The organism is Streptomyces sp. RKND-216 (assembly GCF_004795255.1).
GTDB classification, from domain to species: domain Bacteria; phylum Actinomycetota; class Actinomycetes; order Streptomycetales; family Streptomycetaceae; genus Streptomyces; species Streptomyces hazeniae.
This window is the reverse complement of record NZ_SSBQ01000002.1, coordinates 1,474,819-1,488,485: the sequence shown is the minus strand read 5'-3', so window position 1 is coordinate 1,488,485 and position 13,667 is coordinate 1,474,819. Positions and strand designations below refer to the sequence as shown.

The window sequence follows — 13,667 nt, the reverse complement described above, 5'->3', positions numbered from 1 at the left end:
GGCCGTGGCCACGAGGGCTGCTGCGGTGCGGGTGCGTCTGCCGACGCGGTGTGGGGATGGGGTTCTCACGCGGTGACTCCTACTCTGCTGGGGCCGCTCGGGTGGTGCGGCCTCGGTGGGGTGCAGAACGTGTGCAGCTGAGTGACGCGTGTGGGGGGAACCGGTGTGGCGGCGCACTGTGGGTGGTGGGTCGTGGGGGAGTGCGGAGCCGACCGGAGTCAGAGTGGCACCGTTGGCGCGCCTTGTCAGGGGCGCGACAACAATATGGCCGGAAATCCGGCCGTTCTCCGTGCAACTCGCTGTTCAGTTGTCGGACGCGGCGCGCCGTGTCCGGTGAACCACGGGAACCCTGCCACGTAGACGCGTCCATGTCACCAAGGCATCGGGCGGGTGACGCGCGTCGATCCGAAAACTTGACCGTTTGCTGACCCGGTCCGTCCGCATTCCGGGCATCCGACGGCCACGTAGGGGCCGCTCCGGGGCAATCCGCGTGAGGGCCCCGGAGCGGCCCCTACGAGGGCGAACCGCCAGACAGCGCCCGCCCTCGTGCAACCTGCGCGGGTACGGGCTCAGGCCAGGCTGTCCCGCCAGGCCCGGTGCAGTCGGGCGTACCGGCCGTCGCGGGCGGTGAGTTCCGACGGCGGGCCGTCCTCGACGATGCGCCCGTCCTCCATCACCAGCACCCGGTCCGCCACGTCCACCGTGGACAGCCGGTGCGCGATCACCACGGCCGTACGGCCCTTGAGCACCGTCGTCATCGCCTCCTGCACCGCGCGCTCGCCCGGGATGTCCAGCGACGAGGTCGCCTCGTCCAGGATCAGCACGCCCGGGTCGGCCAGCAGCGCCCGCGCGAACGAAACCAGTTGCCGCTGACCCGCCGAGATCCGGCCGCCGCGTTTGCGTACGTCCGTGTCGTAGCCCTCGGGGAGCGCGGCGATGAAGTCGTGCGCGCCGATGGCCTTCGCCGCCTCCTCGATCTGGGCGCGGGAGGCGTCCGGGCGGCCGATCGCGATGTTCTCCGCGACCGTTCCGGAGAAGAGGAACGCCTCCTGGGTCACCATCACCACACCGCTGCGCAGCGTCCGGGTGTCCAGATCCCGCAGGTCGGCGCCGTCCAGCAGGACCCGGCCCTCGGTCGGGTCGTAGAACCGGGCCAGCAGCTTCGCCAGCGTCGACTTGCCCGCGCCGGTGGCGCCGACCACGGCGACCGTCTGCCCGGCCGGGACCGTGAGAGCGAACCGCGGCAGCACCTCCCCGCCGGTGCGGTAGGCGAACCGGACGCTGTCGAAGACCACCTCGCGGCCCGGCGTGTCCCCGCTGCGGTCCGGCAGCGGGCGCGGCACGTCCGGCTCGGGCACGGATGGCTGCTGCGCCAGCAGGCCGGCGATCTTCTCCAGCGATGCACTCGCCGACTGGAAGGAGTTGAGGAACATGCCGAGCCGGTCGATCGGGTCGTACAGGCGACGCAGGTAGAGCGCTGCCGCGGCCAGCACGCCGAGCTCCAGCCCGCCGTCCGCCACCCGGTACGCCCCCCACAGCACGAGCGCCGCCACCGCGAAGTTCGCGGTGAGGCGGGAGCCCACGACGTACCGCGCCATCTCCAGGATGGCGTCCCCGTTCACCTTCAGGTGGCGGTCGTTGAGCGTGCGGAAGGCCGCGTCGTTCGGCTTCTCGCGGCGGAAGGACTGCACCGGGCGGATGCCGTTCATCGTCTCCGCGAACTTCACGATCACCGCGGCGATCGCGGTGGAACGCGTCCGGTAGATGCGCCGCGACCGGTTCTGGAACGAGCGCACAAGCAGCGAGAGCGGCACGAACGACGCGAGCGCGCAGGCGCCCAGCCCCCAGTCGAGGTAGAGCAGCATGGCCAGGATGTAGCCCACCGACACCACGACCGTCAGCAGCTCCTGGAGACCTTCGTCCAGCAGCTCGCGCAGCGCCTCCACGTCTGTGGTGGCGCGGGAGATGAGCCGGCCGGAGGTGTAGCGGTCGTGGAAGTCCACGCTGAGGGCCTGGGCGTGCCGGTAGATGCGGCCGCGCAGTTCGAGCAGCACCCGCTGGTTGACGTGGGCGGCGGTGGCGACGAAGGCGTACTGGAGCCCGCCCGCGGCCAGCGCGCACACCAGGTATCCCAGGGCGACGGCGATCAGCGGACCGTAGTCGGCGGCGCCCCGGATCGCCGGGACGGCCGCGTCGATCGCGTACGCCACCAGCAGCGGGCCCGCCTGCACCGCCGCCTGCTGGAGCAGCAGCAGGACGGCCGCCAGTGCGACGCGGGGCCGGTGCGGGAGCAGCAGGGAACGCAGCAGCGTCCGCGGCGCGTTGCGCGGGGCCGGCAGCACGTCCTGCGAGAACGGGTCCTGATCGGGTCCCGGCGGAGAGGTGGGGAGGGCCTCGCCCGCCACCGAACCCGCCACGGGGTCGGTGGCCGGTGTGGCGCCGCCGTCGACGGTCGTCGTCACGCCTGGAGGCTCCCTTCGGTGCCGGATGCGGCGTCTGCGGCCGTGTCCGGATCTGTGCCGTCCCCGTCCGCGTCGCGCCGGTCGTCGCCGGACATCAGCGCCGCGTACTCGGGGTTCGTGTGCAGCAGTTCGTGGTGGGTGCCGACGGCGGTGACGCGTCCGCCGGACAGCAGCGCGACCCGGTCGGCGAGCAGCACGGTGGACGGCCGGTGCGCCACGACCAGGGCGGTGGTCGTGGCCAGCACCTCCCGCAGCGCCGCCTCCACGGCGGCCTCCGTGTGCACGTCGAGGGCCGACAGCGGGTCGTCCAGCACGAGGAAGCGCGGGGAGCCGACCACGGCGCGGGCCAGGGCGAGGCGCTGGCGCTGGCCGCCCGACAGGGACAGCCCCTGTTCGCCCACCTCGGTGTCGACGCCGTGGGGCAGCGCGGCGACGAAGCCGTCGGCCTGCGCGATGCGCAGCGCTCGGTGCAGGGCGGTCTCGTCCGCCTTCGCGGCGTCGGCGGAGCTGGTGCTGGTGCCGCTGCCGTCGGTGCCCATCAGGACGTTCTCCCGCACGGTGGCGGAGAAGAGGGTCGGGTCCTCGAAGGCCACGGCGACGAGGGCGCGGAGGTCTGCGCGGGGGAGGGTGGTGACGTCCACGCCGTCGAGGGTGATGCGGCCCTCGGTCGCCTCGTGCAGACGGGGGACGAGCGCGGTCAGCGTCGTCTTGCCGCTACCGGTCGCGCCGACGAGGGCCATTGTCTCGCCGGGCGGGACGTGGAGGTCGACACCGTCGAGGATCGGCTGCGCACCGGGCGGTGCGTCCGGGTACCGGAAGGTCACGCCCTCGAACCGCATGCCGGAGACGGGGTCGTCGTCCGCCGTCCTGCCGCCGGCCGCGGTCCGGTCGCCGTCCGCGCCCGCGTCCTCGGGGACAGGAGCGTCGAGGACCTCGAAGACGCGGTCCGTCGCCGTCGCCGACTCGTTGCTCATCGCCAGCAGGAACCCGAGCGACTCCACCGGCCACCGCAGCGCCAGCGCCGTGGACAGGAAGGCCACCAGCGTGCCCGCCGACAGGTCGCCTTCGGCGACCTGGATCGTGCCGAGGACCAGCGCCGCACCGAGTGCCAGCTCGGGCAGCGTCATGATGAACGCCCAGATCCCGGCAAGCAGCCGGGCCTTGTGGATCTCGGTGCCGAGCAGCCGCCCGGACAGCGCGCGGAAGGCCCGTGCCTGGCTCTTGTGGCGGCCGAAGCCCTTGATGATGCGGATGCCGAGCACGGCTTCCTCGACGACCGTGGTGAGGTCGCCGATCTGGTCCTGCGCGCGCCGCGCCGCGATGAAGTAGCGCGCCTCGAAGAACGAGCACAGCACCCCGAGCGGCACCAGGGGCGCGAGCACGACCAGACCGAGCGCCCAGTCCTGCACGAACATGATCACGCAGCCGACCAGGATGGTGGTGCCGTTGACCACCAGGAAGGTCAGCGGGAAGGCGAGGAACATGCGCAGCAGCTGCAGGTCAGTGGTCGCCCGCGACAGCAGCTGCCCGCTGGGCCAGCGGTCGTGGAAGGCCACGGGGAGCCGTTGCAGGTGGGCGTACAGGTCGGCGCGCATGGCCGCCTCGACGCTCGCCAGCGGCCGCGCCACCAGCCAGCGCCGCAGCCCGAACAACGCGGCCTCGGCGATGCCGACGCCGAGCAGCAGCGCGCCGCCGAGCCACACGCCCCGCGTGTCGCGGGAGGCCACCGGTCCGTCCACGATCCACTTCAGGACCAGCGGGATGACCAGACCCATGCAGGACGCGACGATCGCGATGAACGCGGCCGTGAAGAACCGGGCCCGCACCGGCTTGAGGTACGGCCACAGCCGCAGCAGCGACCGCACCGCGGATCTGCCGTCGCCGCCGTCGGCCCGCTGCCCCTCCGGGGGCGGCTCGTCGCCACCGCGGGCTGCGGGCGTGTCGTCGGAGCGGTTGTCGGTGGCGGCGAGGTCGGTGGCAGTCATCAGGAGCGAGCGTACGGTTCGCCACTGACACCGCACACTCGGTTTTTCGCCCCTCCCGCCTCCGTCCGCGGACCTACGACCGGACGTCCCGCGCCTGCTGGGGCCGGGCGCGCAGCAACTGCACCGAGCGGGGCGGCAGGGGCAGCTTGTCACCCGGACGGAGCAGTGTGCCCGGCGGCTCGGCCTGGTCCTCGCGCGCGGTGTCCACCAGGAGTTCGTACGCCGTGCCCCAGGGCGGGCCGGGCAGCCGGAACGCTCCGGTCGCGGTGCCGGCGTGCAGCAGCCACAGGAACGAGTCGTCGGTCACCGGGCGGCCCTTGGCGTCGCGCTGCGGCAGGTCCTGCCCGTGCAGGTACATCCCCAGGGTGGCGCCCGGTGCGAACCAGTCGGCCTCGGTCATCTCCTCGCCGTACCCGGTGAACCAGGTCAGGTCCCGCACCCCCTCCGGGCCGTGCGGGCGGCCGGAGAAGAACGCCTTGCGCCGCAGCACGGGGTGGTCGCGGCGCAGCCGCAGCAGCCGTGCGGTCAGCTCGTACAGCCCCCGCCACCCCGGATCGTCGAGCAGGCTCCAGTCGGTCCAGGAGGTCTCGTCGTCCTGGCAGTAGGCGTTGTTGTTGCCGCCCTGCGTACGGCCCGCCTCGTCGCCGGCCGTCAGCATCGGCACGCCCGTGGAGAGCAGCAGCGTGGTGAGCAGGTTGCGGAGCTGCCGTCGCCGCAGCGCCAGGATCTCCGGGTCGTCGGTGTCGCCCTCGGCGCCGTGGTTGCAGGACCGGTTGTCGTCGGTGCCGTCCCGGTCGTCCTCGCCGTTGGCCGCGTTGTGCTTCCGGTTGTAGCTGACCAGGTCGCGCAGGGTGAAGCCGTCGTGGGAGGTGACGTAGTTGACCGAGGCGTAGGGCCGCCGCCCGCCCCACGCGTACAGGTCGCTGGACCCGGACAGGCGGTAGCCGAGGTCACGCACGTCGGGCAGCGCGCCCCGCCAGAAGTCGCGCACGGTGTCGCGGTAGCGGTCGTTCCACTCCGTCCACAGCTGCGGGAAGGCGCCCACCTGGTAGCCGCCCGTGCCCACGTCCCACGGTTCGGCGATCAGCTTCACCCGCCGGAGCACCGGATCCTGGGCGATGACGGCCAGGAACGGCGAAAGCATGTCGACGTCGTGCAGGGAGCGGGCCAGTGCCGCCGCCAGGTCGAAACGGAAGCCGTCCACACCCATCTCCTGCACCCAGTAGCGCAGACTGTCGGTGATCAGCCGCAGCGTGTGCGGCCGTACCACGTGCAGGGTGTTGCCGCAGCCGGTGTAGTCGGTGTAGCGGCGGGCGTCGCCGGCGAGGCGGTAGTAGGCGCGGTTGTCGATGCCGCGCAGCGACAGCGTGGGCCCGTGTTCGTCCGCTTCGGCGGTGTGGTTGTAGACGACGTCGAGGATCACCTCGATCCCGGCGCCGTGCAGCGCCTGCACCATCCGCTTGAACTCGCCGACCTGCTGGCCGCGGGTGCCGGAGGCGGAGTAGGCGGCGTGCGGGGCGAACCAGCCGACGGAGTTGTAGCCCCAGTAGTTGCGCAGACCGCGTCGCAGCAGGTGGTCCTCGTGCGCGAACTGGTGCACCGGCAGCAGTTCGACGGCCGTCACCCCGAGTCCGGTGAGGTGGTCGAGCGCCGCCGGGTGGGCGAGTCCGGCGTAGGTGCCGCGCAGTTCCTCGGGCACACCGGGGTGGCGCTTGGTGAAGCCCCGCACGTGCAGTTCGTAGAGGACCGTGTCGGCCCACGGGGTCTTGGGGCGGCGGTCGTCGGTCCAGCTGTCGCGGTCGTCGACGACGACGCCCTTCGGCACGTGCGCGGCGGAGTCGCGTTCGTCCCGCACGGTGTCGGCGAGGTCCTGCTGCGGCCAGTCGCGGACGTGGCCGTACACCTCGGGCGTCGGCGCGAACTCGCCGTCCACCGCGCGGGCGTACGGGTCGAGCAGCAGCTTCGCCGGGTTCCAGCGTGCGCCGGTCCACGGGTCCCAGCGGCCGTGCACCCGGTAGCCGTAGCGCTGACCGGGCCGGATTCCTGGGACGAAACCGTGCCAGATCTCGTGGGTCGGCTCGGCGAGCCGGTGCCGGGTCTCACGTCCGTCGTCGTCGAAGAGGCACAGGTCGACGGCCTCGGCCCCGCCCGCCCACAGTGCGAAGTTGGTGCCCGGGGTCCGGTCAGGCCCCAGGTGGTGGCGTGCGCCGAGTGGTTGCGGACTGCCCGGCCACACGGCCGGCGAGACCGTGGGGTCGTTCGTCCGCGCGGGTGCCTGCGTCACCAGTGAGCCTCCGTTCCACGGTGCACACGGCGATCCTCACCCGCCGGGCCCTCCGGGGAGGGCCGGAACCGCTCCCGGTGACGCCGAACGGGTGACAGCCCGGCGCGTAGCGCTCACCCTGTGCCGCAGCCACGCGCGTTTTCTCCCGGCATGCCCCTCACCGGCGGAAACCGCGACCGAACGGTGACACCGCAGGTGCACAACCCCCGCATGCGTGTGGTTGTCTGACCGGTCACACGCGCGTGGTGCGCTCCCGACGGCGCCACCCGGGGAGCGCGTTCGTGCGCGAGGGGAGATCAGGCCACAGTGGAACTCAAGGCCATACTTGCCGGGGCGGAGGCACGGGCGGGCGGCCGGGCCCGCCTCATAGGGGGAGGGGCGGCGGGACTCGTCGTCCTCCTCGTCGTACTGCTGCTGGTGGTGTCGTCCTGCGGGGGTGGCAACAGCGCCGCCGACGAACGGACTCCGGAGAAGGCGAAGCCGACCGGGCCGTCCGAGGCGGTCGTCACCATCGCTCCGGAGGACGGCGCCGACGGCGTCGCGACCACGGGCGAACTGGCGGTGAGCGCCGAGAAGGGGAAGCTCACCGAGGTCGTGGTGCGCACCGCGGACGGCGAGAAGGTGCCCGGCGAGATCACCGCCGACGGCGGCGCGTGGAAGCCCGAGGGGCACCTGCGGACCAAGACGACCTACACCGTGAACGCGGTCGCCACCGACTCCGAGGGGCGGAAGGCCGCCGAGAACGCGAAGTTCTCCACCCTCGTTCCCGGCGACTCCTTCGTCGGCTTCTTCCAGCCGGAGGACGGCGACAAGGTCGGTGTCGGCATGCCGGTCTCGATCAGCTTCAACCGGGCCATCGAGGACCTGGAGGCCGTGGAGAAGGCCATCTCCGTGACCGCGGAGCCCGAGGTGGACATCGAGGGCCACTGGTTCGGCAACCAGCGCCTCGACTTCCGTCCCGAGGAGTACTGGGCGGCCGGCACCGAGGTTGCGCTCGACCTCGACCTCGACGGCGTGGAGGGCGCGGACGGCGTCTACGGGTCGCAGAAGAAGTCGGTCACCTTCGAGATCGGCCGCTCGCAGGTCAGCGTGGTCGATGCGAAGAAGAAGACGATGACGGTCACCCGTGACGGGAAGAAGCTGCGGACGGTGCCGATCAGCGCCGGCGCCCCGGCCACGCCCACGTACAACGGCATCATGGTGATCAGCGAGAAGCACGTGGTCACCCGGATGAACGGCGCGACGGTCGGCTTCACGGACGACGACGGCGAGGGCGAGTACGACATCGAGGACGTGCCGCACGCGATGCGGCTGTCCACGTCCGGCACCTTCATCCACGGCAACTACTGGGCCTCGTCGGCCACATTCGGCTCCGCGAACACCAGCCACGGCTGCATCGGCCTGGACGACGTGCGCGGCGGCTGGGACGAGAAGGCGGCGGCCGCCTGGTTCTTCGAGAACTCCCTCATCGGCGACGTCGTGCAGGTGAAGAACTCCGCCGACCCGGAGACCATCGCCCCGGACAACGGCCTCAACGCCTGGAACATGTCCTGGGAGGAATGGACCGCCGAGCAGTAGCCCTGCGGGCGGCCCTGCCGACACGCCTCGGTCCACGCACCCGGCGCCCTTCGCGCCGGGTGCGTGGACCGAGGCGTGTGAACGAACGCTAACCTGCCCGTATGACTGTGACTCTCGAAGTGGCCGACGGCGTCGGCACCCTCCGCCTGGACCGCCCGCCGATGAACGCCCTGGATGTCGCCACCCAGGACCGGCTCCTCGAACTCGCCCACGAGGCGACCGCCCGTGAGGACGTCCGCGCGGTCGTGATCTACGGCGGCGAGAAGGTGTTCGCGGCCGGCGCGGACATCAAGGAGATGCAGCGCATGGACCACGCGGCGATGGTCGCCCGGTCCAAGGGGCTCCAGGACGCCTTCACGGCGGTGGCCCGCATCCCCAAGCCGGTCGTCGCCGCCGTCACCGGCTACGCACTCGGCGGTGGCTGCGAGCTGGCGCTGTGCGCGGACATCCGCATCGCGGGCGAGAAGGCCAAGCTCGGCCAGCCGGAGATCCTGCTCGGCCTGATTCCTGGAGCCGGGGGCACGCAGCGCCTGTCCCGCCTGGTCGGTCCGGCCAAGGCGAAGGACCTCATCTTCACCGGACGCCAGGTCAAGGCGGATGAGGCGCTCACCCTCGGCCTGGTCGACCGGGTCGTGCCGGACGCCGAGGTGTACGAGGCGGCGCACGCGTGGGCCGCGAAGCTCGCCGCGGGCCCGGCCATGGCGCTGCGCGCGGCCAAGGAGTCGGTCGACGCGGGGCTGGAGACGGACATCGACACCGGCCTGACCATCGAACGCAACTGGTTCGCGGGCCTGTTCGCCACCGAGGACCGGGAGACCGGCATGCGCAGCTTCGTGGAGGACGGCCCGGGCAAGGCCAGGTTCCGCTGACCCGTCCGCGAGGCTCTCGAACGGCCGGGGGTGGCGTGGGGTGGCGCATGCCGCCCGCGCGTCACCCCTTCGCCGTTCTCGGGAGGAGGTGTCACGCACTCCCGGACGGGTAGTGATCATGCCTGCGCGGAACGTAGTCGCTGGTCATCGACGTGATCAGGGTGGCCGAGGGGGTCACGGCATATGCCAGATCCGGAGATCTCCGACCTGACTCCCAGGTCGGCAATATTCCGGAACAGCCACGAAGTGTGCTTGCACGCGCCATGATGGTCCGCATGGCCGGAGAGGGTGACGTGGCGAGCATGACCGGAGCAGCGACGGAGACGGGAGTCGTCCTGGGTGGCCTTGGCAGTCCGCCGACCCTCGGCGCCGTCGTGGAACTCGTGGGCGACCCGACGCGCGACGAGGTGCGGCTGCCCAACCGCCCGGAGTCCGCGGCCACCGCGCGGCGCCTCGCCGAAGCCGTGCTGCGTCAGGGCTGGGCCGCCCCCGCCACCACCGCCGAGCACGCCGTGCTGCTGGTCTCCGAGCTCGTCGGCAACGCCGTACGCCACACGGGCGCGAGCACCTTCGGCCTGCGTATGCACCGCCGGCGCGGCCGGCTGCGCGTCGAGGTCCGCGACCCCTCGCGCGGCCTGCCCTGCCTGCTGCCCGTCACGGAGATGGACACCAGCGGACGGGGCCTCTGGCTCGTGGACCGCCTCGCCGACCGCTGGGGTGTGGACCTGCTGCCGCGCGGCAAGTCCACCTGGTTCGAGATGAGGCTGCCCGACCCCCGGTAGCGGGGTCCGCGCGGGTGCCGGGCCGGGCTCAGCGCAGTACGCCCGCGGCGCGGGCCGCGGCGAGCCACTGCGGGAACTCGTCGGTCAGTCCCTCGTACAGAGCGGCGTCCGACCAGCCGAGCGGATCGGCGCCCAGCGACAGGAATCCCGCGTTGTCCACCACCCGCTTCGCCGGCACCGGAAGGGCGTCCAGCTTCCGCAGGAACCGGAACTCGTCCGCGCCGAACCCGACGAACTGCCAGAAGAGCGGCAACGCCGCACTCTCGCACAGCACCCGCTCCGCCGCCGACTTCGACGTCGGGCCGCCGTCCGTCTGGAACACCACGAACGCCGGGTCGCTCGCCCCGCTCGCCCGGTAGTGGTCCACCACAGCCTGCATCGCCAGGTGGTAGTTCGTCCGGCCCATGTGCCCCAACGCCTCGTGCTGCGCCCCGATGCGGCCCGCGTAGTCCGTCAGCGACACCTCGGCCACACCGTCCACCCCGGTGGAGAAGAACACCACCGGCACGCGGCCGTCGTCGTCGAAGTGCGCCGCGAGTCCGAGAGTCTGCTCGGCCAGCCGCTGCGCCGAACCGTCCCGGTAGTAGGGGCGCATGGACCCCGACCGGTCCAGCACCAGGTACACCGCCGCCCGTACGCCGCTCAGCCGCCGCTTCTCCAGGCTGACGGCGGCCTGCTTGTACAGACTCACGAGGCCCGGCGCGGCCTGCTGCATCTTCTCCAGGCTGAGCGCGGCTCCTCCGCCGCCGCCCTCCGGCCGCTTCACGTAGTCGATCGCCATGGCAATGCCCCCTCGTCCTCCGGGGCCGTACTCCCGGAGCTGTGCCGTCGGTACCGCCGAGCCTAGACGCACACGACGGCGGGGGCGGACGGTTCGCTGTGAACCGTCCGCCCCCGCCGCATCCGGCTTGCGGGAACGCGCGCGCCCGGGGAGCGCCCGGCGTCAGTGGAACGGGGCGTCAGTGGGACAGGGCGCCGCGGGCGTAGCCGCGGGCCTGCTCGGCCCGGGCCTGCGTCACGTGCTGTGCGGCACGTACGCGGTGCTCGGCGCGCTTGCCCAGGTCCGACGTGCGTGCCTGCCGGGCACTGTGCCGGGCCGTCTTCGCCAGATCCGCCTTCCGTGCCTGCTTGACGCCGTCCCGGGCCTTCTTGGCAAGGTCGGACTTCTTCGCCTGCCTGGCGCCCTGCCGCGCCTTCTTGGCGAGGTCGTCCCGCTGCTTCTGGGCTTGCGCCAGGCTGTGCTGGGCCTTCTTGAGCCCGTGCTTCCTGGACTTCCCCCAGGCTTTCCGACCCTTGCGCATGCCGTCGTGCTGAGCCTCCAGCACGGCGTGCTGAGCGTCCAGAACCGCGTGCTGCACCTTCTGGAGACCACTCTTCTTCGACCGGCCGAAGACCTTGCCCCTGGTGCCGCCCTTGCCCATGCTCTTCGCCAGCTTGGCGCCGCGCTTGGCGTTCTTCTTGTGGTGCTTCAGGGCGTGCACGGCGTACAGCTCGGCCGCGTGCCCGGCGGTGCCGATGCGCTTGCCGGCCGTGTGCGCGCCGTGCCGCGCCAGCCATGCCGCGGACGGCTTGCCGTGCGTGTCGGCCGCGGCGAGCAGCAGCCCACCCGCCAGCCCGCAGTTCTTCAGGAAGTGCACGAGCTGCTGCTCCCGGGCCTCCGGGTCCGACTCCTCCCAGAAGCGGTGGGTGGCCGCGGTGGTCGGGATCAGACTGCCCAGGAGGAAGAGCGCCGCCGCGCGCGGCGCCTTGCCGAAGGCCAGCGCCGACCCTGCCGCGATCTTCACGGCGGCGTCGATCTTGACCAGCGTCTCGGCATCCGTGGGCACGTTGTCCGGGATCTGGTCCTCGTACCTGCCGACGGTCTGGTCCAGTACCGGTTTGGCGGCCTGTGCGTGGGCCTCCACCGCACGCAGGGCACTGATCCCGCCGTACACGAAGGTCGCAGCCAACAAGGGACGGGCAACTCGACGAAGGATCATCTGATGAACACCTCTCTCGCTACGTCCTCACTCTGCCCGCGTACCCAGTGAGCCGCACCTTGCACAACGCTGCGTACACGCGACCGGGTGAGCAGCGGTGACCGCCTGCGTCCGGGGGTCCGTCAGCCAGTGCCTGCGGCGGCGTGGAGGGCGAGGCGGGGTTCGGTGCGGCGGAGGGTGTGGAGGAGGGTGTGGTTCTTCTGTGTCCTGTCCCCTTCGGGGGGTCATCGCCGGGTGGGCCGTGGGGCGGGTTGCCCGGTCGCCGGTTGGGGGATCCAGGCGAGGGCGTTGACCAGGCGTGCTCCCAGACGGCGGGAGGTTCTGGCGTTTGCGGGCGTGCCAGTGGCCGTGTGCGCGCAGGCATTTGCGGGCGGCGTTGAGTTTGTCCTTGCCCATGCGCAGGGAGGTGGCGACGGCGTCGCTGTTGCGCCGGTTGCGGGGCGGGAGTTTGACCAGGGCTTGCAGCAGCCGGAGGGCGGCGTCGCTGAGCGCGGGGTCGTCGATGAGGTCTTCGGGGGTCTGGAGGAACGGGGCGCGCGCGAGCGCGCTAACCTGGCTGGGCATCGTCAGTGGGCCTTATCCACTCGTCGGTGTAGGCCCTTAGCTGGTGTTCGCGCACCGTGCTAGGGGCCGCTTCCGTCGCTACGGAGACGGAACGTGACGTGACGTGACGCACGGTACACCCGATTAGCCCTGCTTCGCGGCGAACTTCACGAAAGAAGCCCAGGCCAGAGCTTTGACGGCGACCTGCGGCCCCCGCTCGCCCACCTTCGAGTCCCGGACCCGGATGGCATCCGGTGCGTCGGCGACCTCTACGCAGTTTCCGCCGCCGCTGCCGCTGTAGCTGCTCCTGTACCAGGCCAACTCGGTCTTCATAGCTCCTCGACTACACGCTCGATCAGCCGTGCGGACTCCTCCATACTGAGGGCCAGCGACCGAAGCTTCCCATAGCGCAGCGCGAACGCGCTGACCTTATGCAGCTCAGAGATCAGGCATCCCACCTCCTGCGACTCGACGTACCCGACCTGCCGGTGAGCGTTCGTCTCCAGCAGCACCATCGGTCCGTTCAGCCCAGGGTGCATCCCGTAGTCCCCAGGGAGCACCTGAAGTTCAACGTTGGGCTGTTCCTTGAGCCCTGCCAGTCGCCGGAGTTGAGCCCCCAGGGCGCCTTTGCCGCCGACCGGATTGCGCAGCACGGGTTCCCAGAGAATGAACGAGAACTGCACCAGTGGCGTGCGCGTGAGAAGGCGTTGCCTGCCAAGTCGCGCTTCGAGGTGCTGTTCGCGGGTTTCCTCGTCCAGCGGCGGGCAGTGGCCCGCGAGGACGCTTCGGGCGTACGCCTCAGTCTGGAGCAGTCCGGGAACGATCTGGGGCTCGTATTCGAACCGGCTCACTGCTTCTGCTTCGAGCTTCGCGAAGTCCTGGAAGAAGTCGGGCAGCTTCGCCAGCTCCACCTCGTCCTGGAGGGCGAGCAGGGTGCCGTTGGCCGGGAGGACGCGTTCCGCCGCTTCCGTGAAGTCCAGCTTGGCTGGGCGGCGGCCCTCAACGGACGCTGTGTGCTCGTAGGAGTACCCCACGGCCTCGGCCAACTCCGTCTGCGTCAGACGCTTCTGCTCCCGGAAGAGCTTCAACAGGCGCCCATAGCAACGCCACGCCTCGACCTTCGTCTGTGCCCGCGCCACCGTCGCCCACTTCCCGTCACCGACCCGTACAGCACCCGTACCGGCG

At 71.5% G+C, this 13,667-nt stretch carries 10 protein-coding genes; 3 read left to right on the top strand and 7 right to left on the bottom strand.

Annotated features, from left to right (window positions below):
* Nucleotides 1-569: 569 nt before the first annotated feature.
* The 3 genes from E4198_RS06355 to glgX form a co-directional block, all read right to left on the bottom strand.
* Nucleotides 570-2,417: an ABC transporter ATP-binding protein gene (locus E4198_RS06355; RefSeq protein WP_136185212.1), complete on the bottom strand. Its 1,848-nt coding sequence runs from the start codon at nucleotides 2,415-2,417 to the stop codon at nucleotides 570-572.
* 41 nt (nucleotides 2,418-2,458) lie between these two features.
* Complete coding sequence (locus E4198_RS06350) at nucleotides 2,459-4,447, bottom strand: ABC transporter ATP-binding protein (RefSeq protein ID WP_136182311.1); 1,989 nt, start codon at nucleotides 4,445-4,447, stop codon at nucleotides 2,459-2,461.
* Nucleotides 4,448-4,520: 73 nt separating this feature from the next.
* Nucleotides 4,521-6,731 (bottom strand): glycogen debranching protein GlgX, encoded by a 2,211-nt coding sequence (gene glgX, locus E4198_RS06345; RefSeq protein WP_247597573.1) that lies wholly within the window; start codon nucleotides 6,729-6,731, stop codon nucleotides 4,521-4,523.
* A 306-nt stretch (nucleotides 6,732-7,037) separates the two neighbouring features.
* On the opposite strand from glgX, the gene E4198_RS06340 reads away from it, so the two are divergent.
* From E4198_RS06340 to E4198_RS06330, 3 genes are all read left to right on the top strand, one after another.
* Nucleotides 7,038-8,309, top strand: a complete 1,272-nt coding sequence (locus tag E4198_RS06340; RefSeq protein WP_136182309.1) for an Ig-like domain-containing protein — start codon at nucleotides 7,038-7,040, stop codon at nucleotides 8,307-8,309.
* 101 nt (nucleotides 8,310-8,410) lie between these two features.
* Nucleotides 8,411-9,178, top strand: a complete 768-nt coding sequence (locus E4198_RS06335) for an enoyl-CoA hydratase-related protein (protein ID WP_027765952.1) — start codon at nucleotides 8,411-8,413, stop codon at nucleotides 9,176-9,178.
* 266 nt (nucleotides 9,179-9,444) lie between these two features.
* Nucleotides 9,445-9,960 carry an ATP-binding protein gene (locus E4198_RS06330; RefSeq protein WP_247597867.1) on the top strand — a complete coding sequence of 172 codons (516 nt, stop codon included), beginning with the start codon at nucleotides 9,445-9,447 and terminating at the stop codon, nucleotides 9,958-9,960.
* Nucleotides 9,961-9,988: 28 nt separating this feature from the next.
* On the opposite strand, the gene E4198_RS06325 is transcribed toward E4198_RS06330, so the two are convergent.
* The 4 genes from E4198_RS06325 to E4198_RS06305 all read right to left on the bottom strand — a co-directional run bounded on the left by E4198_RS06325 (nucleotide 9,989) and on the right by E4198_RS06305 (nucleotide 13,621).
* A complete protein-coding gene (locus tag E4198_RS06325; RefSeq protein ID WP_136182308.1) occupies nucleotides 9,989-10,741 on the bottom strand; it encodes a VWA domain-containing protein in 753 nt (250 codons plus the stop codon).
* A 178-nt stretch (nucleotides 10,742-10,919) separates the two neighbouring features.
* Nucleotides 10,920-11,939: a DoxX family protein gene (locus E4198_RS06320; protein ID WP_136182307.1), complete on the bottom strand. Its 1,020-nt coding sequence runs from the start codon at nucleotides 11,937-11,939 to the stop codon at nucleotides 10,920-10,922.
* A 687-nt stretch (nucleotides 11,940-12,626) separates the two neighbouring features.
* Nucleotides 12,627-12,815 carry a DUF397 domain-containing protein gene (locus E4198_RS06310; RefSeq protein ID WP_136182305.1) on the bottom strand — a complete coding sequence of 63 codons (189 nt, stop codon included), beginning with the start codon at nucleotides 12,813-12,815 and terminating at the stop codon, nucleotides 12,627-12,629.
* Nucleotides 12,812-13,621, bottom strand: a complete 810-nt coding sequence (locus E4198_RS06305) for a helix-turn-helix transcriptional regulator (protein WP_210732784.1) — start codon at nucleotides 13,619-13,621, stop codon at nucleotides 12,812-12,814. The genes E4198_RS06310 and E4198_RS06305 overlap by 4 nt, the downstream gene beginning before the upstream one ends.
* Between the last annotated feature and the right edge of the window lie 46 nt (nucleotides 13,622-13,667).

What these genes read in the sequence shown, in the direction of transcription:
- E4198_RS06350 (WP_136182311.1), bottom strand. Translation starts at nt 4,447, where the DNA reads ATGACTGCCACCGACCTCGCCGCCACCGACAACCGCTCCGACGACACG.
- E4198_RS06335 (WP_027765952.1), top strand. Translation starts at nt 8,411, where the DNA reads ATGACTGTGACTCTCGAAGTGGCCGACGGCGTCGGCACCCTCCGCCTG.
- E4198_RS06330 (WP_247597867.1), top strand. Translation starts at nt 9,445, where the DNA reads ATGGTCCGCATGGCCGGAGAGGGTGACGTGGCGAGCATGACCGGAGCA.
- E4198_RS06325 (WP_136182308.1), bottom strand. Translation starts at nt 10,741, where the DNA reads ATGGCGATCGACTACGTGAAGCGGCCGGAGGGCGGCGGCGGAGGAGCC.
- E4198_RS06320 (WP_136182307.1), bottom strand. Translation starts at nt 11,939, where the DNA reads ATGATCCTTCGTCGAGTTGCCCGTCCCTTGTTGGCTGCGACCTTCGTG.
- E4198_RS06310 (WP_136182305.1), bottom strand. Translation starts at nt 12,815, where the DNA reads ATGAAGACCGAGTTGGCCTGGTACAGGAGCAGCTACAGCGGCAGCGGC.